The organism is Polaribacter sp. 11A2H (genome assembly GCF_011379025.1).
In the GTDB taxonomy this organism is placed as follows: Bacteria; Bacteroidota; Bacteroidia; order Flavobacteriales; family Flavobacteriaceae; genus Polaribacter.
In genome coordinates this window covers 233,070-253,783 of sequence record NZ_WTLD01000001.1, presented here as the reverse complement: position 1 = coordinate 253,783, position 20,714 = coordinate 233,070, and the positions used below count along the sequence as shown (strand labels likewise).

Sequence of the window (20,714 nt, the reverse complement as noted above, 5' to 3'; positions counted from 1 at the left end):
ATATATGACGATTTCTATTTGGAGATATAGCCATTTAACCTTGGCTATATCTTCTGCTTTATTTATTCTATTAGCTTCTATAACTGGTATTATTTTAGCTTTTGAACCAATTTCTGACAAACTAAATCCTTATAATGTTGTAAATATTGATACTATTTCTATTTCTGAAACTGTGGCTGTTTTACAAAAAAATTATGATGAAGTTATTACTTTAGAAATTGATAAAAATAGTTTTGTAGCGGCAAATGTTGTTTTAAAAAATGGCAAAAGTGATACTTTTTATATCAACCCAAAAACGGGTGAGAAAGTTGGTGAGCTTTTAGAAAAAAAACCAATTTTTGTATTTGCAACTAATTTACATCGTTCTTTATTTTTAAAATCGACAGGTAGGTTTATTATTGGTTTTGTTTCTTTTCTGCTTTTTTTAATTAGTGTAACAGGTGTTATTTTAATTGCAAAAAGACAAGGTGGGTTTTCTAAATTATTTTCTAAAATTGTACAAGAAAATTTTAATCAATATTACCATATAATTATTGGTAAATACACTCTAATACCTATTATAATAATTACACTAACAGGGGTTTATTTATCTCTAGATCGTTTTTCTGTATTGCCAAAAGATAACAGTAAACATATAGAAATAACTTCAAAAAACACGACAGTAAACAATGCTACTTTTGAGTTTTTTAAAGCAACAAAATTAAATGAAGTTCTAAAAATAGAATTCCCTTTTTCTAAAGATGAAGAAGATTATTATTACGTAAAGCTAAATGATAAAGAAGTAGCGGTAAATCAAATTACAGGGCAAGTTATAAGTATAAAAAAACAGCCTTTAGTTGCATTTGCTGCCTATTACAGCTTATTACTTCATACAGGGAAAGGTTCTATTATATGGTCTATCGTTTTACTTTTTTCTTGTTTTGCTATTTTATTTTTTATCTATTCTGGTTTTGTCATGACTTTAAAAAGAAAAAAAACTACGACGTTAATTAAAAATAAATTTAACAAAGACCAAGCCGAATATATTATTCTTGTAGGTTCGGAAACAGGAAGTACATTTAATTTTGCAACTGTATTTTACAATGCTTTAATTAGCAATGGTAAAACAGTTTTTTTATCAGAATTAAACCAATATACAACCTATAAAAAAGCAACCAACATTATTATATTCGCTGCAACTTATGGTGAAGGAGAAGCACCTATAAACGCAAACAAATTCATTGAAAAAATTACAAAAATACAGCCACAAAATGTTTTAAACTTTTCTGTAGTTGGTTTTGGTTCTAAAGAATATACCCAATATTGTAAGTATGCTATTTTGGTACATGCTAATTTACAAGTCCAAGAAAAATTTGTTCCTGTTTTGCCGCTTTCTAAAATAGATAACCAATCTTTTTCTGATTTTGACAAATGGGTTAAAGCATGGAATTCTTTTTATAAAATGGAACTTACCATAACTCAAGAAAGTCTTTTAAACTCTAAGAAAAAACAGCAAGAATTTAAAGTTATAAGTAAAACGAACATTAATATTGATCAAACTTTTTTAATTGAATTAAAACCGACTAAAAAAACAAAATTCGAATCTGGAGACTTACTTGCTATTACTCCTAAAAACGAAACAAGAAGTCGCTTGTATTCAATTGCTAAAATTAACAATACCATTCTATTAAGCATTAAAAAACATGAATTAGGACTTTGTTCTACCTATTTTAACTCTTTACAGAAAGATGATAAAATGGTTGCTAACATTCAAAGGAATGCGGCTTTTCATCTTCCGAAGAAAACAAAAGAAGTTATTTTAATTGCCAATGGAACCGGAATTGCACCTTTTTTAGGTATGATTCATCAAAATAAATCTAAAACGAAAGTCCATTTATTTTGGGGAGGAAGAACAAAAGAATCTATTGAAATCTATAAAAAGAATATTCATACTGCTTTAGAAAACAAACACCTAAACTCATTTTATGACACATATTCTCAAGAGGGAAAAGAGAAAATATATGTTCAGGATTTAATAGCAAATCATGGAGCGTTAATTGCCAATACATTAAATAACGGAAATCTAATTATGATTTGCGGATCTATATCCATGTTAAAAGGTGTTACTAAAATATTAGAAGAAATTTCTGAAAAACATTTACAATCTTCATTAGATAAATTTAAAGAAAACAATCAAATAAAAACTGACTGTTACTAAAAATTAATAAAATGTGTCAAAAATCTAGAATAATATCCAGCGTTAAAAACGGAGAAATATCAATTTGTAAAGATTGTAATAATTATAACCTTATTTTTAATAATATATTTTTTCAGTTTGATAAAGAACAACTGAATAAGTTTAGAGATTATGTTGCCGAAATAGATGTTAATTATTGGCTTGATTATAGTGCAAACACAACACAAAGAAGAAAAATACCGGTGCCAACTTTTCATCAGAATTTAGTGTTGGTTTTTGACTCTTATGAAATTGAAGAATTAAAAATACTTTTAGGCATTAACACCGGCAATAAAAGTAAAATGATAACTACTACAGATATTGATTATAGTTTAATCTTGAATTAAAACACGAATTCTAATTCATAAGCAACGGATTCTAAAACCCGTAAAATTAACCTCTACTTCACCTCTACTTTTACAGTGTATTAACACTTAAAAACGTAGAAATCATGAAAACTATATTAAAAAAATCAGTATTTGCAGCAGGTATAATTTTATTGAGCAGTCCGTTTATCAGTTGTGATAATAAGAAAATAATAAAAGAAAATAAAGCTGTTATTCTAGCAAACAACGTTACTCCTATTGCAAAAGAATCTACCGTAAAAGTTGCCTCTAGAGCACCAATTGTTTTTATTGCAGGTTTTGATGTAGGTGATGAAACCTATTATGCAAATGCTAGAAGTTATTTTGAAGAAAAAAACATCAAAATAATAGACGGCCAGTATTCTTTAGAAGAAATAATTGTTTGGCTAAATAAAAATGACAACGGAAACCCTTATGGTGATGTTCATATTGTAAATAAAAGCAATCCTTATAAAGGTATGAATCTAGAAACCATTGTTAAAGGTGATAAAATTACCGCAGAAACTTTAAGAAAAACAATTAAACAAGGTACATTACCAACGCTAAAAAATGTAGTTAATAATGATACCAGAATAGTTTTTCATGCTTCTGGATTAGTCGAAAATAAAGCCCTATTAAAAACGCTAAAAGATGCTTTATCTGCGCAAACATTACCTAAAGTAATTGCATCTCCATATTACACTATTTTTAGCGGTAAATTTTCTAACTATTATTTAGCACAACCTTATTATGTGTTTTATCCTACAGCTCATTCTCCAGGAAAAATAGATTTATCTAAAGAAATTGCGAATAAATATCCAGAAATAAAAGACATTAATTGGTATGATGCTTTAAATAATGAAGAAGAAAGATATATTGGTGAAGCATATACAACACAGTTTGCTATACCCATTAAATGGGAATTTGGTTACCACAACACAGACAATGAAATGCCAATATTTACTTCAGAAAGAGAAGTGATGGATTGGATTGAACAAAACGATGAATTAATGGTAGAAATGAACAATTATAACATTCCGTTAGATAAATATAGATGGACCTGGAGTAGAAAAAACAGTACTTTAATTATTAGAGGTAGAACAACAGGCTTGGTGGTTTTAAAGCCTTTAATTAAACCGTATGGAGAATTAGAACACGTAGCACCAGATACAAATAACAAACGTTTGTATGCTATAAATTAAAATAGAAACTGTAAAATACAACGTTTTTAGAAATTAAAAAACGTTGTATTTTAGATTTCCATTACATAGCAATTACAATTTTAAAGGTCTTGAGCTAAAAAATGAAGGAAAATATTTTAACCATTAAACGTTATTACAAAAAATTTAAAATAAAGTAATGACGTTTAAATTAGTAAGTTTGTAATCATGAAAATATTATTTACAATTTTATATTCACAACGTCATTCTGAAAGGAGAATAAGTGGAAACCTGCTAATTTTAATGTTTTTTCTTATTTTTTTTCTGATAAACTCCACACATTCTCAAAATCTTAATTTACAAAACTTCTCTATTTCAGATGGATTACCATCAACCACTATAAATGATATTAATCAAGACGAAATAGGCTATTTATGGATTGCAACCGATAAAGGATACTCAAAATTTGATGGTGTAAATTTCACCAACTACAAGCAAGAAAAAGTAAGTTGTATTTTTATTGAAAAAGATAAAATTTATATCGGGTTAAAAAACGGGCTTTTGGTCCTTCAAAATAATACATCTACCTTTTTTGAGTGTAAAGAAATCTTAAAAATAAGATCGATTCATAATAAAATTATTTTAGCTACTTTACAAGGTGTTTGTGAATTAAAAGAAAATTACATACAACCTTTAGAAATAAACACTCAAATAGATTTTTCTATTATTAATGATATTATTTCTAAGAATAACACCATTTATATAGCTTCTATAAAAGGTTTATGGAGTTTAGACAAGTTATACAAACCTTTAAAAGCTGATAAAATTATACAAGAAAATACCACTTCTCTTTTATTAAATAACAATTATTTAATTGCAGCAACAGCTACTAATAAATTAAAAATTTTTAATGAGAATACCATTATTAAAAGTATTTCTACTTTAGAAAAAATTTCATCTATTAGAAAGTTAAATGATGAAATTTGGGTAACCTCCAATAAAAATGGCATTGATGTTTTAGAAGCCAACACCTACATTTTTAAAAGAAAAATAAACAAATACAACACAGCTATTTCCAGCCAAGTAAACACTGTTTTTAAAGACAAGCAAAAGTCTATTTGGGTAGGAAGTATAAACAACGGTTTGTACAAATATAGTACTGAGATACCAACGATTAATCCAAAAGTGTTTATAGAAAGTGTTGCTGTTAATTATAAATTAATAGATTCTTTAAACCAAACAAAGCTAGCCTTAAAACCAAATGAAAATAACATTTCATTTTCTTTTAAAACAATAGATTTAAAGAACCCAAAAAACATCGAATACCGTTACCTATTAAACAATGACTTTACGCCTTGGAGTTCTCAAAATAAAGTTGATTTTGCAAATTTAAAAGCAGGCAACTATCAATTTGTAGTGCAATCTAAAGAAGGTAGTTTGCTTAGTAAAAAAATAACTTTTTCATTTTTTATTGAAACACCTATTTATCAAAAAGCATGGTTTATAATATTATGTGGAGCCATTTTATGTCTGCTTTTAGCGCTTTTTGTTGAGCTATATACAAGAAAGCTGAATAAAAAAAATCAGCAAAAAATGGATACTTTAAAAGTAAAAAATCATTTACTAACTTTAGAACAGAAAGCTTTACAGTTACAAATGAATCCGCATTTTATTTTTAATGTTTTAAACGGAATAAAAGCGCTTGGTAATTCTGGAAACTCTAAAGAATTAAATAAGACAATTTCACAATTTTCAGTCCTTTTAAGAAGTGTTTTAAACAACTCTCGTTTAGAAGAAATTAGCTTACAAGATGAAATAGATACTTTAAAAAACTATTTAGATTTAGAACAAAACATGAATTCAAAATCTTTTGAGTATCACATTGAAACTTCCTTAAATAATATCGATGCAGAAGAAATTTTAATTCCGCCAATGTTATTACAACCTTTTGTAGAAAACTGTATTAAACACGCTTTTCAGCCTAATAAAACTGATGCAAAAATTAAACTTCTTTTTGAAGTAAGAAATAGATTCTTACATTTTACAATAGAAGATAACGGAATTGGTTTTCATCAATCTAAAAAAGAAAAATTGAAATCGAATCATCAATCTGTAGCATTAGAAGTTACTAAAGGGCGGATTCAGCATTTATCGAAGTATAACTCATTTTCTATTGAAGAAATAAAAGTACAAAATGAAATAAAAGGAACAAAAGTTGGGTTTAAGATTCCACTAAAAACAGATTACTAAAAAAATGGAAAGAAGAAAATTTATAAAAAACACTGTACTTACAGGAATTGGAGCAAGTATTGTGGGCGGACTTTATTCTTGGCAAATAGAACCTTTTTGGTTGGAATTTGTACACGTAAAAATGCCCATTAAAAATTTACCAAAAAACTTAATAGGAAAAACATTAATGCAAATTAGTGATGTTCATGTGGGAAATAAATTTGATCGTAAATATATTATTGATTCTTTTAAAAAAGCAAGTCTTTACAATCCTGATTTTGTAGTGTATACGGGCGATTTTGTATCTTATGAAACATCAGAACAATTTAATCAATTAGAAGAAGTTTTTAAATATGCCGTAAACGGAAAACTAGGAACTGCAGGGGTTTTAGGAAATCATGACTATGGTATTAATTGGTTAGAACCAAAGGTTGCAGATACTATATCTAATATTTTAGATCGAAAAAACATTACTATTCTAAGAAACGATGAAATTAGTTTTAATGGTTTAAATTTTCTTGGTATTGATGATTATTGGGGTTCTAATTTTAATCCTGTAAATGTTATGAATAGGTACGATTCTAAAAAAGCAAATGTAGTTCTATGCCATAACCCAGATGTTTGCGACTTAAATGTTTGGAATAATTATAAAGGATGGATTTTGTCTGGACACACACACGGAGGACAAGTAAAACCTCCTTTTTTAAACCCACCTATTCTACCGGTAGAAAACAAAAGATACTCCTCTGGTCAATTTGACTTGTATGATGGAAGAACTTTATATATAAATAGAGCACTCGGAAATTTATACCAAGTAAGATTAAATGTAAGACCAGAAATAACCATTTTTGAATTAGAAGAAGAAGCATAATATGAAAGAACTAACCGCAATTTTAGTAGATGATATGCCTGTAGCACTAGAAATGTTAGCAACTGATATTTCTAACAATCATCCAGAGATTAAAATTATTGGAAAAGCAAAATCGGTTGTAGAAGCTGCAAAATTGTTACGCAAACAACAACCCGATATTTTATTTTTAGATATTATGTTAGGAGACGGAACAGGTTTTGATATTCTAGAAATTTTTCCTGATTTAAAATCGAAAATTATTTTTGTTACTGCAAGTGATGCTTTTGCTATTAAGGCATTTAAGTTTGCCGCAATCGATTATATTTTAAAACCCTATTCAGATGAAGACTTGGCTACTTCAATAGAAAAGGCACAAAGCCAAATTCAGCCAGATAAAGAACAACTGCATGTTTTGCAAGAAGCAGTAACGGCTCCTAATAATAAGCCCAGTAAAATATCTCTACATACTTCAGAAAAAATAATTGTGGTAAATATTGAAGATATAATCCGTTGTAAGTCTGATAATAATTATACTACCTTTTATTTTAAAGACAGCTCAAAAATACTCGTTTCTAAAACATTAAAATATTATGCAGATATGTTAAAGGAAGTCGGCTTTCTACGAGTACACCAAAGTCATTTAGTAAATACTACCTTTATTAAAGAATTTATTAAATCTGATGGTGGTTATCTAATGCTTACAGAGGGATCTAACATACCTGTTTCTGTAAGAAAACGAACTGAAGTGTTAGAAGTATTAAATTCTTTCTAAAAAAGATAATAAAACCCGTTTATTACTATTGAAGTAAACCGGTTCGTTTTAAGAAAATAAAGGAAATTAAACTAATAAGATCGAAAAAGTCTTTAAGTGCGCACGAGAAGAGTCGAACTTCCACGTTCTTGCGAACACAGCCCCCTCAAGGCTGCGCGTCTACCAATTTCGCCACGTGCGCATTTGTATAAAGCAAAAATGTTAAGCATATTGCTTAACATTTTTGTTGTGACCGGGCTGGGGCTCGAACCCAGGACCCTCTCCTTAAAAGGGAGATGCTCTACCAACTGAGCTACCAGGTCTTTTTTGTAAACCGGTTGCAAATATACTATCAAACATTGGAATAATTAGCATTAAATTGATTTTTTTTTATAGATATTTGCATAAAAACACAAATAGATGAAAATAGTACTTTTAGGTTATATGGCTTCCGGAAAATCTAGTATTGGTAAACGACTTTCTAAAGCACTGTCAATTAATTTCTTAGACTTAGATGATTATATTATTGAAAAAGAAAAAATGTCTATTGCTGAAATATTCAAAACTAAAGGAGAAATCTATTTTAGGTTGATTGAAAGCAAATATTTGAAAGAAATTCTTAATAAAGGTGAAAATTATATTCTTGCTTTAGGAGGAGGAACACCTTGTTATGCAAATAATATGGAAGAAATTAATAATTCTGATGCTAAATCTATCTATTTACAAGGTAGCACTGCAACGATGATAGAACGATTAATAAGAAAAAAAGCTAAAAGACCATTAATAGCATCTTTAGGCGATGACCAAATTCCTGAGTTTGTTGCAAAGCATCTTTTTGAGAGACGCCCTTATTATGAACAAGCAAAAACGATTGTAAAAATAGACGATAAAACTAAAAAAGAAGTTGCAGAAGAATTAGAAATTTTATTAAGCTAAATAAGCAATTGCTTCTTTTGCAGAAAATTCTACTTGTATATGTTCTTTAATAGAAGTAGATAGAGAAATTCCTTTAAAATCTGCCTTTACAGGGTATTTTTTATGATTTCTATTTACCAATACAGCTGTTTTAAACCTTTTTAAAGGCACGTCTAAAAAATGCTTAATTCCGTAAATTAGCGTAGTACCAGAACTTAAAACATCATCAACTAAAACTAAAGATTTATTTTTATAATCTTCCGTATTTAATGAAGTTGTAATCGGTTTTAAAGGATTTTTTTTATCAATATTAACCTTACAGATAGTTACTTCTAAAGGTGATATTTCTTGTAAAACTTCCTTTAATTTTTCCGCAAAAATAAAACCATTACCTACAATACCTGCAAGTACAACTTCTTTTTCAGAACTATTAGTTTCGTAAATCTGATACGCAATTCTTCTTATTTTTTGAGAAATTTGCAATTGATTTAATATAATGCTACCTGATGTTGTCATATCTCTTCTGTTGTATCGTCTTGATAATCGTCTATATCTCTTCTGTCTTTTTTGGTTGGCCTACCTGCTCCCTTCTTTCTATAGTAGTCTTTAGCATATTTTAAGAGGTCTGTTTTCTCAAACTCCTCTTTAGGCGTAACATCTTTTCTATAAAGATCTACTATTTTTGCCCCAACCCTACTTTCCGGTAAATCTAAAACTTTTATTTGATAATTGATTTGATTTTTTCTCACGAATATCAATTCATCTCCAAATACCTCTTTAGAAGGCTTTAAGCTTTTTTTATCTATCTTAACTTGTCCTTTCTTACAAGCTGTAGAGGCTAAACTCCTTGTTTTAAAAACCCTAATACACCACAAATATTTATCAATTCTCATAAAAATAGTTAAAATACAATGTTTGTCTTTTTACAAAGGTATAAAATTGGTAAATTGCATGCTCTAATTTTAAGATTAAATGAACAAAATAAAAAATATTTTTGCTTTTGCAATTATTTCAATTGTACTATATTCTTGTAGTAACACAAATTCTATAACAATAGAAAATTTTAATCATGAAGCACAAGCTTTAATAGATAATGATACTTTAGTTCAGTTTTTAAAAAATCATTATTTTGATACTGATTTGAAAACCGTACAAGCAATCATTCCTGGAGAAACAGCTTTATATGATGATAAGGAAAACCTTAAATCTATGAGTATTAAAGAAAATGATATTGACTATACATTATATTATTATGTAAACAACATAGGTACTCCTACAATAGAAAAAGGAAAACCAACGGTTATGGATTCTGTTTTTGTAAAGTATTCTGGACAAAGAATTTTAAACACAGAAAATATTAGTACTGTATTTGATGCTAACGACGGTTTATGGCTTACACTTAATAGCGTTATTAGAGGTTGGGCTTATGGCTTTAAGAATTTTAAAGGAGGAGACAATATTACTAATAATGGTCCTATTACCTATGAAAACGGAGGAAAAGGAATTTTATTTATTCCTTCTGGATTGGCATACAGAAATGCAGGAAGTGGTAATATTTTACCTAATGAATGTATTTTCTTTTATATTGATTTATATGATTTTGTAAAAGATACAGACCATGACAATGATGGAGTACCTTCTATAATGGAAGATCCTGACAATAATGGAGACCCCAGAAATGACGATACTGATTTAGATAGTGTTCCTAATTATTTTGATGCTGATGACGATAATGATGGCGTTTTAACTAAAAATGAAGACGCAAATAACGATGGAAATCCTGCAAATGATTTTAGTGATCCAAACAATACTACTTTACCAGATTACTTGAATCCGGATATAAAATAAAGATTAAAAAAAACAAAAAAACTCTTAAGAAATTAAGAGTTTTTTTTTGTCCAATTTTCCCCCTTTTTATAAAAACAACCGAATAAAAAACTTTAGAAAATGTAATCAGTAAGAAAACAAGCTAATTAAGCTCTGTTATAAAGATTGATGTACTTCTTTCAACTAATTTTATAAATTGAATATAGAGTATTTAAAAGCTTTTATTATTGATAAAACGAGATCTATTCTAAAGATTTTAAATGAGTAGCGTTTTACATCTATATTAAATTTAAAGAGGTTCTAGGTTAATATAGGTTAAAATAGTATAATATAACCTTTGTAAGTTTACTAAAAATAGAAATAGACAACGAGCAACTTAATATCCTTTTACAGATAGAATACATTATAAAAGAAAGAGGCTTACAATGCCAAATAAATATTAAAATGGCCATTTACATTTCTATTACATATAGATTGTAAAACAACAGAAAACAAAAAAGCTCTTGAAAATTTCAAGAGCTTTTTAATATTAAATATCGTATTTATTTACAACTTTAAAGAAAGTCCAAATATTATTTGATTTGTTCTGTTATCTACCGTAAAATTAGAAATCTTATTAGCAAATTTAGCCTCGTTGTTAGACAAACCTCTTTCCCAACGTACATCTATACCAATATTACCAAACTCTACTCCTGCTCCCATTTGAAGCCCTACAGAAAACTTATCAAGTTCATCTGAAGTAAAATCTTTATAAGTTATTTCATCATCTAAAATATACTGAAAAGAAGGACCAATAAAAACATTTGCAAACCCTAAGAATTTATGACCTAATAAAACAGGTACATCTAGTTTTTTAAATGAATAATCATCTGAACCACTTTGTTGCTCAAATTCTGTTTTAACTTGTGTATAAACAATTTCTGGTCTTATATATAAACCATTATCAGTAAGATTACCTCTAAACCACAAACCTGCATGAAAACCTGTTTTAGCAGTAGCTCCATCTACAATATCATCCGTAGAGTTTTTAAAGGAGTCTTCTCCAGCATTATTATAATTTACACCTGCTTTTAAACCAAAATCAACTTGAGCATTTGATACTTGAGTATATCCAAAAGCCAAACAAAAAATTAAAATTACTTTTTTCATCATTTATTATTTTAGGTTACTATTTAAGATCTTTAAAGTATAACGTATTTATTTTCTAGAAATTACTTTTTTAGCAGCTTCCACAACAGATACTGCATTTAAACCGTATTTTTCCATTAATTGTGCAGGTGTACCAGATTCTCCAAAAGTATCTTTTGTACCTACAAATTCTTGTGGTGTAGGAGTGTTTAAAGACAATGTTCTAGCAACACTTTCTCCTAAACCGCCAATAATATTATGTTCTTCTGCAGTTACAATACAACCTGTTTTAGCAACAGATTTTAAAATTATCTCTTCATCTAAAGGTTTAATGGTATGTATGTTTATTACTTCTGCAGATATTCCTTGTGCTTCTAATTGTTCTGAAGCTTGCAAAGCTTCCCATACTAAATGACCGGTAGCAACAATAGTAACATCTGTACCTTCTGTTAATTGAATTCCTTTACCTATTTCAAATTTTTCATCTTTGTAATCTGGCATAAAAATAGGCACAACTGGGCGACCAAAACGTAGGTAAACAGGACCTTCATGTTCTGCAATAGCAATTGTAGCTGCTTTGGTTTGGTTATAATCACACGTGTTAATTACTGTCATTCCTGGCAACATTTTCATTAAACCAATATCTTCTAATATTTGGTGTGTTGCTCCATCCTCTCCTAAGGTTAGACCTGCATGAGATGCACAAATTTTTACATTTTTATCTGAATATGCAATCGATTGACGAATTTGATCATACACTCTACCAGTAGAAAAGTTAGCAAACGTACCCGTAAAAGGAATTTTACCTCCAATTGTTAAACCAGCAGCAATACTTATCATGTTTGCTTCTGCAATACCAATCTGGAAAAATCTTTCAGGGTTTTCTTTAATAAATTGATCCATTTTTAAAGAACCAATTAAATCTGCACATAAGGCAACTACGTTAGGGTTTGTTCTACCTAACTCTGTTAAACCATCTCCAAAACCTGAACGAGTGTCTTTCTTTTCTGTGTACGTGTATTTTTTCATTATAATTGTGTTGTATTGAGTTGTAAAATTTGCGTAAAAATAAACTTTTATTTTGCTTTAGAGAAGAGAAAACAGATAATAGGCAAAGACTTTTAAAATATTACAAGCAAGCTTTATAAAAGCCTCTCTAAAAGGGTTGAAATTTGGTTTATAATTTTAGTTAACTAACTAGTTATCAATTTTAAAAAACTAATATAAAAAAGTATGGACACAAAAAAACTCTTATTTCTAAGAAACTTTGTTTTTGGGTGGAAGACGGGACTCCTTTCGTCACTGCTCAAGATAAACTTCTCGTACCTACTTAATTTCTAAAAAAACTTTAGGTACAAAAAAAGCTTCTTATTTCTAAGAAGCTTTGTTTTTTGGGTGGAAGACGGGACTCGAACCCGCGACACTCGGTACCACAAACCGATACTCTAACCAACTGAGCTACAACCACCATATAATTGCGGCTGCAAATATATATCTTTTTTCTAATTCAACAAAATAAAATATTAAATTAATTTACTTAAATTTTCAACAGCCACATAACGCTCTGTAGTATAACCTTCTGCAGATTCTACTCCAATCAATCTCCCTAGATCTTTTGCTCTATAATCTACACTATCTGTAAAATTCTTACTTGTAATTGGTGTTTCTGGCTCATTACTTGTCGGATCATAGAATTGAGAAGTATATGCTAACACAGATTTCTTCTTAAGATCCATAAATCCGGTAACGTCCATTACAAAATCTGGTGTTACATTTTTCCATTGTATATAATGATACACTAATTTGGGTCTCCATCTTTCTTGCAACTCTCCTTCTACTTCTGTTTCAATTTTTACTAAACCACTTAAAAAGCAAGCGTCAGAAACTAAATTACTTCCTTTTGGATGGTCTATATGACGATCATCAATAGCATTACATAAAACAATATCTGGTTGGTACTTTCGTATCATTTTAATAATGGCTAATTGATGCTTTTTATCATTTGTAAAAAAACCATCAGAAAACCTTAGGTTTTCACGCACAGAAACCCCTAAAATATCTGCCGAATTAGCAGCTTCAATATCTCGTAAATCTGCAGATCCTCGAGTACCTAATTCACCTCTTGTAAGATCTACAATTCCTACCTTTTTCCCTAAGGAAACTTCTTTTGCTATGGTTGCTCCACAACCCAATTCCACATCATCTGGATGGGCTCCAAAAGCCAAAATATCTAATTTCATATATAATGTACTTATTAAAATAAATTAATGTTTTATCAGTTTTTGTTCTAAAAACTGTCCGATTGCCTTAAAAATAGACAACAAATTCATCCTTTTATTAATTATTCTATAACAAAACAATAAATTGAATCATCAAAAATAATCAATTTTTAAAGAAACGTAACAAGAAATTATTTCTATTACGTTTTCGTATTTAATTTTATATAAAGCTCACTTCTTTTTGTTAGGATTATCATAAAAGTTAACGCCAGCTTAGAGGTATGATATATGTCATAAAACAAACTCTATAATGTGAGTAATTTTACAGTATAGAAAAACAATAATATAAACGTCAATAAATTGGCAATTGTAATACACATTAATTAATAAATATAAAATTAAATTATGGAAACTAACAGAAACATGGAAACTTACGGTCTGAAGAACGTAACTGTAAATTGGAACTTATCTCCTGCTGAACTTCAAAAAATTACTATTGAAAAAGGAATGGGTAAAGAAACTAAAAATGGAACTTTAGCTGTTAATACTGGTAAATTTACTGGTAGATCTCCTCAAGATAGATTTATTGTAAAAGATGCTTATACAACAGATAAAGTTTGGTGGGGAAAAACCAACAAACCAGTTTCTCAAGAAAACTTCGATAAATTAAAAGCAAACGTAGTAGATTACTTATCTAACAGAGAATTATACGTAAGAGATGGTTCTGTTTGTGCAGACCCAACTTATAAAACAGATATTAGAACAGTAACAGAATTTCCTTGGTCTAGTTCATTTGTATTTAATATGTTCTTAAGACCTTCTGAAGAAGAATTAGCTAATTTTAGTGAAGAGTGGTTAGTTTTATGTGCTCCTGGTTATGTTTGTGATGATCCTAAAGCATACGGAATTCGTCAAGGAAACTTTTCTATCATTAACTTTACAGATAAAATTGCTTTAATTGGTGGTTCTGCTTATACAGGAGAAATTAAAAAAGGTATTTTCTCTGCCTTAAACTTAGTGTTACCAATAGAAAAAAATGTATTACCAATGCACTGTTCTGCAAACGTTGGCGAAGATGGAGATACTGCAATTTTCTTTGGATTATCTGGTACAGGAAAAACAACTTTATCTGCAGATCCTAACAGAAAATTAATTGGTGATGATGAGCATGGTTGGACAGCTGAAAACAACATTTTTAACTTTGAAGGTGGTTGTTATGCTAAAGTAATTGATTTATCTGAAGAAAAAGAACCAGATATTTTTAGAGCGATTAAGCCAGGTGCTTTATTAGAAAATGTAGTATTTGATAAACAAGGAGATGTAGATTATATGGATAGCACAATTACACAAAACACTCGTGTAAGTTACCCAATTTATCACATAGATAATATTGCAAAACCTTCTTATGCAGGTAACCCTAAAAATATTTTCTTTTTAACTGCAGATGCTTTTGGTGTATTGCCTCCAGTTTCTAAATTAACTCCTGGACAAGCTGCATACCACTTTATCTCTGGTTATACTGCAAAAGTTGCAGGTACAGAAGCAGGAATTACAGAGCCAGTACCATCATTCTCTGCTTGTTTTGGTGAACCTTTTATGCCATTACACCCAACAAAATATGCTGAAATGTTAAGTAAAAAAATGACAGAAGCAGGTGTAAATGTTTGGTTAATTAACACAGGTTGGTCTGGAGGTCCTTACGGAACTGGTTCTCGTATTAAATTAAAATACACTAGAGCAATGATTACTGAAATCTTAAACGGAAGTTTAGATAATATCGAATTTGAACAACACCCTATTTTCGGATTATTTATGCCAAAATACTGTCCTAATGTTCCTACCGAAATGTTAAACCCAATGAATACTTGGATAAACAAAGGTGCTTACATTAGTAAAGCAATTCATTTAGCACATTTCTTCCACTTAAACTTTGAGAAATTTGCAAATGAAGCATCAGAACACATCATTGAAGGTGGCCCATTAATTGATGAACACCACAAATTAGATCACATGTAAAATTCTAACAAATTTTCATTTTAAAAAGCAAAGAGTTTTTAACTCTTTGCTTTTTTTATGGCTTGTAAAATATCCTCAATTAAATCCTCTACTTCTTCTATACCCACAGAAAAACGAATTAAACCGTCCTTAATTCCTCTTGCCAAACGCTCTTCTTCACTTAATAAAGCGTGTGTTGTTTGCACCGGGCTTACCGTTGTACTTTCTAACCCCGCTAAACTCATAGAAGGTTTTATTAACTGTAAATGATTCTGAAATTTCATAGCATCAATTCCTTCAGATAATTCAAAAGACATCATTGCACCAAAACCTTTCATTTGTTTCTTTGCTAATGCATACTGCGGATGACATTTTAATCCTGGGTAATAAACAGTATCAATATCTAAATTACTTTCTAAAAATTCTGCCATTTTCTGCGCATTTTTAGTCTGTTCTTTTACACGTAAATTTAATGTTTTTAAACTTCTTTCTAACAACCAAACCGTTTGATCACTTAAATTTCCTCCAAAATTGATGGCTGTTTTCCAAATTTTCTCAATGTGTTCTTTTGAAGCTGCAATTGCTCCCGCAGAAATATCAGAATGCCCTCCCATGTATTTAGTAGCAGAATGCAACATAATATCAATTCCAAAATCTATCGGATTCTGATTAATTGGCGATGCAAACGTATTATCTATCATGGTTAAAATTCCGTTTTCTTTTGCCAAATCTGCAATTGCTTTCATATCAGTAATCCCTAATAACGGGTTAGATGGTGTTTCTATGTATAAAACCTTGGTATTATCTTTAATTAAAGGTTTAAAATCTGCTACTTTATCAGACTCTGTAAACGAATATTCTATTCCGAATTTATCAAATTCTGATACAATAAAATTATACGTTCCTCCATAAATTACTTGCTGTATAACCACATGATCTCCTTTTTGTAAAAAAGCAAATAATGCCGCAGAAATTGCCGCCATACCAGAACCAAAAATCAAAGCATCTTCCGTTTTTTCTAAAGCTGCAATTTTCTTGTGCAACATTTCCTGATTTGGAGTATTAAAATAACGTGGATATCGTTTTACATCAACGCCATCAAAAGCATAAGATGTAGCAGTATAAATAGGCGAAACCGCTCCTTTAAACTGTTCGTCTTTTACTTCTCCAACATGCACACATGTAGTGTTAATTCCAAATTTCTTAGATTCTTTCATTTCTATCATTATTTTATGATTGCTAATTTAATAATTACTTGTGTAATCCTCTAAAAAAAACAATATCTTCGTTCTATGATATCTGTATTACTTGTTGGAACTGGAAATGTAGCTACACATTTACATACTGCTTTTTTAAAAGCTGATACTATTGCTATTACGCAAATTAGTTCTAGAAATTTAGAGAATATCCCAGCAGCAGATCTTACAATTATTGCTGTTTCAGATGATGCAATTGCAGAAGTTTCTTCTAAAATAAAAAATAAACTTGTAGTACACACCTCCGGTGGATGTGCTATTAGCGAGTTAAAAAACAAAAATAACAAAGGTGTTTTTTACATGTTACAAACTTTTTCTAAAGGAAAGAATGTTCATTTTAATGACGTACCTTTTTGCTTAGAAGCTACCAATAAAAAAGACCAACAATTACTTAACGATGTTGCAAAAGCAATAGGACAAAAAATTTACCTAATAAACTCTGAACAACGAAAAGCATTGCATGTTGCAGCTGTATTTGTAAATAACTTTACCAACCACCTTTATAAAATTGGGAATGATATTTGTATAGAGCATAAAGTACCTTTTGAGGTTCTGCTTCCTTTAATTAAAGAAACAGCATCTAAAATAGCATCTTTATCTCCAACAAAAGCACAAACAGGACCTGCAGTTAGAAAAGATAAAAAAACAATAAAAAATCATCTAGATTTGTTAGATGTAAATCAACAAGAAATCTATCAACTTTTAACAAAATCAATTCAGAGTTCAATTGATTAAGTTTATTTTAAACAAATAATGTCACTTCTAACGCAGTTGAGAAGTTTTATAAAACATATATATGGAAATTAGTTACAAACAATTATTACCCAAAATAAATACTTTAATTTTTGATGTAGATGGCGTACTCACCAACGGAATGGTTACCATTATGCCAGATGGAGAATTAGTAAGACACATGAATATTAAAGATGGTTATGCTTTAAAAACGGCTGTTGATAAAGGCTTAAATGTTTGTATTATTTCTGGAGGAAAAAACGAAGGTGTTAGAACCCGTTTAGCCAACTTAGGTATAAAAGATATTTATTTAGGCGCTCACAATAAAATTAAGCAATACAACGAATTGGTAGAAAAATACAATTTAAAACCAGAAAATGTATTGTATATGGGAGATGACATACCAGATTACCCTGTTATGAAATTAGTAGGTATGCCCTGTTGCCCAAATGATGCAGCGCCAGAAATACAAGGAGTTTCTAAATATATTTCTTACAAAAAAGGTGGCGAAGGCTGCGTGAGAGACGTTATTGAACAAATTTTACGTGTTCAAGGAAAATGGGAAAATAATTTTAGTGCAAAATATGACTAAATATCTATTCGTTTAATTTAAAACGATAACTTACAAATCAATTAAACAAATTAGACCTCGCTTATCGAGGTCTTTATAAAACAAAAAACATGAAAAAATCTCTTTTAACATTCGCACTTATAATTACTTCTTTTACTATGAGTTCACAAACAATTTTTGGAAAATGGAATTCTAAAAATGATGAAACAGGTAAAGTTGACTCTGTTGTAGAAATCTATGAAAAAGATGGAAAAGCTTTTGCAAAAATAATAGACATAAAAAACCCTGACAGAAAAACAGCTGTTTGTAGTTTATGTGAAGGAGTTAATAAAGACAAACCAATTTTAGGTTTAAATATTTTATCTGGTCTACAAAAAGATGGTGATGAATGGTCTGGAGGTACAATCTTAGATCCAAGAAATGGTAAGGTTTACAAAAGTTATGTTGAATTAGTAAAACCAAATAAATTAAAAGTCCGTGGTTATATTGGTCTTTCATTATTTGGAAAAACGACATACTGGGAAAGAGCTTTATAAATTATATAATTCAGTTTTTTTTTTAAATTATTAAAATCATTATGGATAATACCCATTTTACAATTGAAAGCAAAAATCTTTCTGCTAAAAGTTCTTTGGTAGAAAATATCTTAAAAGGGATACATAGTTTCCCTAATTTAAAAAACAAAAAAGGGCTTTTATTTTCAAATTCTATTTTAGATAGATTTATAGATGAAGAAGATAAACACAGCAAACAAACCTTAACAAGTAAAGAAAAGAGAAGCATTAGAACCTTATCTAGTGGAGAGCAAAAAAAGGCTTTACTAAACTATTTATTGCAACAGAAACCAGACTTTTTAATTTTAGACAGTCCGTTTGAAAGTTTAGACATTGCTTCTGTCTCTAATTTGAAAGAAGATCTTATTGCATTATCTTCAGAAATTATTTTAATTCAGCTTTTTAGTAGAAAAGAAGAAATTTTACCAATAATAACACATGTTTTAGAAATTGAAAACGATGAGATTATTGAGAATATTCCTATAGAAAAATACACTTTTAAAGAAACTAACTTTAGTTTTACCGGAGAAGTTCCTAAACCAATTACATTTTACAAAAACATACCAAACCAACTCATATCCTTACAAAATGTAAATGTAGAATATGATGAAAGATGTATTTTAAAGAACATTAATTGGACCATCAATAAAAATGAATTTTGGCACTTAATAGGTCCTAATGGCTCTGGAAAAACCACTATTTTATCCATGATTTATGGAAATAATGTAAAAGCTTTTAGACAAGAAGTTTATCTGTTTGGTAAGAAAAAAGGATCTGGAGAAAGTGTTTGGGAAATTAAAGAGAAAATAGGTTATTTTAGCCCTGCTATATTAGAATTATTTAAACGCAAAATTACAGTTGCGCAAATGGTGCTTTCAGGTTTTTATGATAGCGTTGGTCTATACCAAACCCCAACTACACTTCAAATTAAAACAGCAGATGATTGGCTTGAGTTGTTAAATTTAAAAGGCAAAAGAAATAGCTCTTTTCAAGACCTAACAGCAGCTACTCAAAGATTGGTTTTAATAGCTAGAGCTATGATTAAGCATCCACCATTATTAATTTTAGATGAACCATTAATAAATCTAGATAACCAAGGAACTGCAATTGTGGTTGCTTTAATTAATAAAATTGTAAAAGAAAGTGATACCACTATACTTTTTGTTTCTCATAGAGAAGTAGAAAACCTACAACCTAATTTTATTTATGAGCTTTTTCCGAGTATAAATGGCTCTGTAGGTAAGGTTAAAGAAAATAGTTAGTTCTTTTCTTCCAACATCGGTACAAAAGCAAAATCTCCTAATTCGTGTTTTTCAAACGCTGTAGCAGATTTTCTAATAAATAAAGTCATTATTTGTGTTTTGTCACCAACCGGAATTAATAACTTACCTCCTACTTTTAATTGAGACAATAAAGGTTTAGGAACAAAAGGAGCACCAGCAGTCACGATAATTTTATCAAATGGTGCTTCTTCTTTTAAACCTATATATCCATCACCAAAAATAAATCGTTTGGGGTTATACCCCAATTTAGGTAAAAAAAGAGACGTTTTCTTAAACAACTCTCGTTGTCTTTCTATAGAGTACACTTCTGCCTTTAACTCTAACAAAACAGCGGTTTGATACCCAGAACCAGTACCAATTTCTAATACTTTTTCACCAGGCTCTATTTCTAATGTTTGTGATTGAAAAGCTACCGTGTAAGGCATAGAAATAGTTTGCTCTGCTGCAATAGGAAAAGCTTTATCTTGATAAGCATGAGACTCAAAACTACTATCAATAAATAGATGACGAGGAATGTTACGCACTGCCTTCAATACATTTTTATCAATAATCCCTTTTGCATTTAGCACTCTAGCAAGTTGGTTTCTAAGGCCTTGGTGTTTAGAAGTATCTTTCAAATTTTATAAATTTCTGGAGTCTAAAAATAGTAATTAATCCATATACATAAGCATAAAATTGTATCTTT

Annotated in this window: 20 protein-coding genes and 3 tRNA genes; 13 read left to right on the top strand and 10 right to left on the bottom strand. The window is 29.5% G+C overall.

All coding sequences use genetic code 11. The annotated features are described in order from the left end of the window. Positions 1–4 precede the first annotated feature (4 nt). The 6 genes from GQS58_RS01160 to GQS58_RS01135 all read left to right on the top strand — a co-directional run bounded on the left by GQS58_RS01160 (position 5) and on the right by GQS58_RS01135 (position 7,570). Positions 5–2,197 carry a PepSY domain-containing protein gene (locus GQS58_RS01160; RefSeq protein ID WP_205860351.1) on the top strand — a complete coding sequence of 731 codons (2,193 nt, stop codon included), beginning with the start codon at positions 5–7 and terminating at the stop codon, positions 2,195–2,197. Between the two features lie 11 nt (positions 2,198–2,208). Beyond that, positions 2,209–2,562: a DUF6686 family protein gene (locus GQS58_RS01155; protein ID WP_205860350.1), complete on the top strand. Its 354-nt coding sequence runs from the start codon at positions 2,209–2,211 to the stop codon at positions 2,560–2,562. A 104-nt stretch (positions 2,563–2,666) separates the two neighbouring features. Next, positions 2,667–3,761, top strand: a complete 1,095-nt coding sequence (locus GQS58_RS01150) for a hypothetical protein (protein ID WP_166382029.1) — start codon at positions 2,667–2,669, stop codon at positions 3,759–3,761. A gap of 186 nt (positions 3,762–3,947) precedes the next feature. Then, entirely contained in the window at positions 3,948–5,969 is a 2,022-nt protein-coding gene (locus tag GQS58_RS01145) for a histidine kinase (protein ID WP_166382027.1), read from the top strand. 4 nt (positions 5,970–5,973) lie between these two features. Next, positions 5,974–6,819: a metallophosphoesterase gene (locus tag GQS58_RS01140; RefSeq protein ID WP_166382025.1), complete on the top strand. Its 846-nt coding sequence runs from the start codon at positions 5,974–5,976 to the stop codon at positions 6,817–6,819. A gap of 1 nt (position 6,820) precedes the next feature. Continuing rightward, on the top strand, positions 6,821–7,570 hold the full coding sequence (locus tag GQS58_RS01135; RefSeq protein WP_166382023.1) for a LytR/AlgR family response regulator transcription factor: 750 nt from the start codon (positions 6,821–6,823) through the stop codon (positions 7,568–7,570). Positions 7,571–7,667: 97 nt separating this feature from the next. On the opposite strand, the gene GQS58_RS01130 is transcribed toward GQS58_RS01135, so the two are convergent. Both GQS58_RS01130 and GQS58_RS01125 read right to left on the bottom strand, forming a co-directional pair. Beyond that, positions 7,668–7,751: transfer RNA gene (locus tag GQS58_RS01130), tRNA-Leu, on the bottom strand. Positions 7,752–7,799: 48 nt separating this feature from the next. Continuing rightward, positions 7,800–7,872: transfer RNA gene (locus GQS58_RS01125), tRNA-Lys, on the bottom strand. 97 nt (positions 7,873–7,969) lie between these two features. Between GQS58_RS01125 and GQS58_RS01120 the strand changes: the two genes are divergently transcribed. Continuing rightward, positions 7,970–8,485: a shikimate kinase gene (locus GQS58_RS01120; RefSeq protein WP_166382021.1), complete on the top strand. Its 516-nt coding sequence runs from the start codon at positions 7,970–7,972 to the stop codon at positions 8,483–8,485. On the opposite strand, the gene GQS58_RS01115 is transcribed toward GQS58_RS01120, so the two are convergent. Next, a complete protein-coding gene (locus GQS58_RS01115; RefSeq protein ID WP_166382019.1) occupies positions 8,477–8,980 on the bottom strand; it encodes a phosphoribosyltransferase domain-containing protein in 504 nt (167 codons plus the stop codon). The two genes, GQS58_RS01120 and GQS58_RS01115, sit on opposite strands and share 9 nt — an antisense overlap. Further along, complete coding sequence (locus tag GQS58_RS01110; protein WP_166382017.1) at positions 8,977–9,357, bottom strand: RNA-binding S4 domain-containing protein; 381 nt, start codon at positions 9,355–9,357, stop codon at positions 8,977–8,979. Before GQS58_RS01110 ends, GQS58_RS01115 begins: the two co-directional genes overlap by 4 nt. 79 nt (positions 9,358–9,436) lie before the next feature. Between GQS58_RS01110 and GQS58_RS01105 the strand changes: the two genes are divergently transcribed. Beyond that, positions 9,437–10,312, top strand: a complete 876-nt coding sequence (locus tag GQS58_RS01105; protein WP_166382015.1) for an FKBP-type peptidyl-prolyl cis-trans isomerase — start codon at positions 9,437–9,439, stop codon at positions 10,310–10,312. A 525-nt stretch (positions 10,313–10,837) separates the two neighbouring features. Here the strand turns inward: GQS58_RS01105 and GQS58_RS01100 are convergent. From GQS58_RS01100 to bshB1, 4 genes are all read right to left on the bottom strand, one after another. Further along, a complete protein-coding gene (locus tag GQS58_RS01100; RefSeq protein WP_166382013.1) occupies positions 10,838–11,440 on the bottom strand; it encodes a porin family protein in 603 nt (200 codons plus the stop codon). 48 nt (positions 11,441–11,488) lie between these two features. Beyond that, on the bottom strand, positions 11,489–12,448 hold the full coding sequence (locus GQS58_RS01095; RefSeq protein ID WP_166382011.1) for a transketolase family protein: 960 nt from the start codon (positions 12,446–12,448) through the stop codon (positions 11,489–11,491). Positions 12,449–12,812: 364 nt separating this feature from the next. Beyond that, positions 12,813–12,888, bottom strand: a tRNA-His gene (locus tag GQS58_RS01090). Between the two features lie 54 nt (positions 12,889–12,942). Continuing rightward, complete coding sequence (bshB1, locus tag GQS58_RS01085; RefSeq protein ID WP_166382009.1) at positions 12,943–13,659, bottom strand: bacillithiol biosynthesis deacetylase BshB1; 717 nt, start codon at positions 13,657–13,659, stop codon at positions 12,943–12,945. A 384-nt stretch (positions 13,660–14,043) separates the two neighbouring features. On the opposite strand from bshB1, the gene pckA reads away from it, so the two are divergent. Continuing rightward, a complete protein-coding gene (pckA, locus tag GQS58_RS01080) occupies positions 14,044–15,654 on the top strand; it encodes a phosphoenolpyruvate carboxykinase (ATP) (RefSeq protein WP_166382007.1) in 1,611 nt (536 codons plus the stop codon). A gap of 38 nt (positions 15,655–15,692) precedes the next feature. On the opposite strand, the gene GQS58_RS01075 is transcribed toward pckA, so the two are convergent. Beyond that, positions 15,693–16,850, bottom strand: coding sequence for a trans-sulfuration enzyme family protein (locus GQS58_RS01075; RefSeq protein WP_205860362.1), 1,158 nt, complete (start codon positions 16,848–16,850; stop codon positions 15,693–15,695). Positions 16,851–16,925: 75 nt separating this feature from the next. On the opposite strand from GQS58_RS01075, the gene GQS58_RS01070 reads away from it, so the two are divergent. The 4 genes from GQS58_RS01070 (at position 16,926) to GQS58_RS01055 (ending at position 20,008) form a co-directional block, all read left to right on the top strand. Continuing rightward, entirely contained in the window at positions 16,926–17,624 is a 699-nt protein-coding gene (locus tag GQS58_RS01070) for a Rossmann-like and DUF2520 domain-containing protein (RefSeq protein ID WP_166382003.1), read from the top strand. A 61-nt stretch (positions 17,625–17,685) separates the two neighbouring features. Further along, complete coding sequence (locus GQS58_RS01065) at positions 17,686–18,213, top strand: KdsC family phosphatase (protein WP_166382001.1); 528 nt, start codon at positions 17,686–17,688, stop codon at positions 18,211–18,213. Between the two features lie 89 nt (positions 18,214–18,302). Beyond that, complete coding sequence (locus tag GQS58_RS01060) at positions 18,303–18,728, top strand: DUF2147 domain-containing protein (protein ID WP_166381999.1); 426 nt, start codon at positions 18,303–18,305, stop codon at positions 18,726–18,728. 41 nt (positions 18,729–18,769) lie between these two features. Then, on the top strand, positions 18,770–20,008 hold the full coding sequence (locus tag GQS58_RS01055) for an ATP-binding cassette domain-containing protein (RefSeq protein ID WP_166381996.1): 1,239 nt from the start codon (positions 18,770–18,772) through the stop codon (positions 20,006–20,008). Here the strand turns inward: GQS58_RS01055 and GQS58_RS01050 are convergent. Beyond that, positions 20,005–20,646 (bottom strand): protein-L-isoaspartate(D-aspartate) O-methyltransferase, encoded by a 642-nt coding sequence (locus GQS58_RS01050; protein WP_166381994.1) that lies wholly within the window; start codon positions 20,644–20,646, stop codon positions 20,005–20,007. The two genes, GQS58_RS01055 and GQS58_RS01050, sit on opposite strands and share 4 nt — an antisense overlap. Between the last annotated feature and the right edge of the window lie 68 nt (positions 20,647–20,714).

Coding starts and splice junctions, on each gene's coding strand:
- GQS58_RS01160 (WP_205860351.1), top strand. CDS start 5: ATGACGATTTCTATTTGGAGATATAGCCATTTAACCTTGGCTATATCT.
- GQS58_RS01155 (WP_205860350.1), top strand. CDS start 2,209: ATGTGTCAAAAATCTAGAATAATATCCAGCGTTAAAAACGGAGAAATA.
- GQS58_RS01150 (WP_166382029.1), top strand. CDS start 2,667: ATGAAAACTATATTAAAAAAATCAGTATTTGCAGCAGGTATAATTTTA.
- GQS58_RS01145 (WP_166382027.1), top strand. CDS start 3,948: ATGAAAATATTATTTACAATTTTATATTCACAACGTCATTCTGAAAGG.
- GQS58_RS01140 (WP_166382025.1), top strand. CDS start 5,974: ATGGAAAGAAGAAAATTTATAAAAAACACTGTACTTACAGGAATTGGA.
- GQS58_RS01135 (WP_166382023.1), top strand. CDS start 6,821: ATGAAAGAACTAACCGCAATTTTAGTAGATGATATGCCTGTAGCACTA.
- GQS58_RS01120 (WP_166382021.1), top strand. CDS start 7,970: ATGAAAATAGTACTTTTAGGTTATATGGCTTCCGGAAAATCTAGTATT.
- GQS58_RS01115 (WP_166382019.1), bottom strand. CDS start 8,980: ATGACAACATCAGGTAGCATTATATTAAATCAATTGCAAATTTCTCAA.
- GQS58_RS01110 (WP_166382017.1), bottom strand. CDS start 9,357: ATGAGAATTGATAAATATTTGTGGTGTATTAGGGTTTTTAAAACAAGG.
- GQS58_RS01105 (WP_166382015.1), top strand. CDS start 9,437: ATGAACAAAATAAAAAATATTTTTGCTTTTGCAATTATTTCAATTGTA.
- GQS58_RS01100 (WP_166382013.1), bottom strand. CDS start 11,440: ATGAAAAAAGTAATTTTAATTTTTTGTTTGGCTTTTGGATATACTCAA.
- GQS58_RS01095 (WP_166382011.1), bottom strand. CDS start 12,448: ATGAAAAAATACACGTACACAGAAAAGAAAGACACTCGTTCAGGTTTT.
- bshB1 (WP_166382009.1), bottom strand. CDS start 13,659: ATGAAATTAGATATTTTGGCTTTTGGAGCCCATCCAGATGATGTGGAA.
- pckA (WP_166382007.1), top strand. CDS start 14,044: ATGGAAACTAACAGAAACATGGAAACTTACGGTCTGAAGAACGTAACT.
- GQS58_RS01075 (WP_205860362.1), bottom strand. CDS start 16,850: ATGAAAGAATCTAAGAAATTTGGAATTAACACTACATGTGTGCATGTT.
- GQS58_RS01070 (WP_166382003.1), top strand. CDS start 16,926: ATGATATCTGTATTACTTGTTGGAACTGGAAATGTAGCTACACATTTA.
- GQS58_RS01065 (WP_166382001.1), top strand. CDS start 17,686: ATGGAAATTAGTTACAAACAATTATTACCCAAAATAAATACTTTAATT.
- GQS58_RS01060 (WP_166381999.1), top strand. CDS start 18,303: ATGAAAAAATCTCTTTTAACATTCGCACTTATAATTACTTCTTTTACT.
- GQS58_RS01055 (WP_166381996.1), top strand. CDS start 18,770: ATGGATAATACCCATTTTACAATTGAAAGCAAAAATCTTTCTGCTAAA.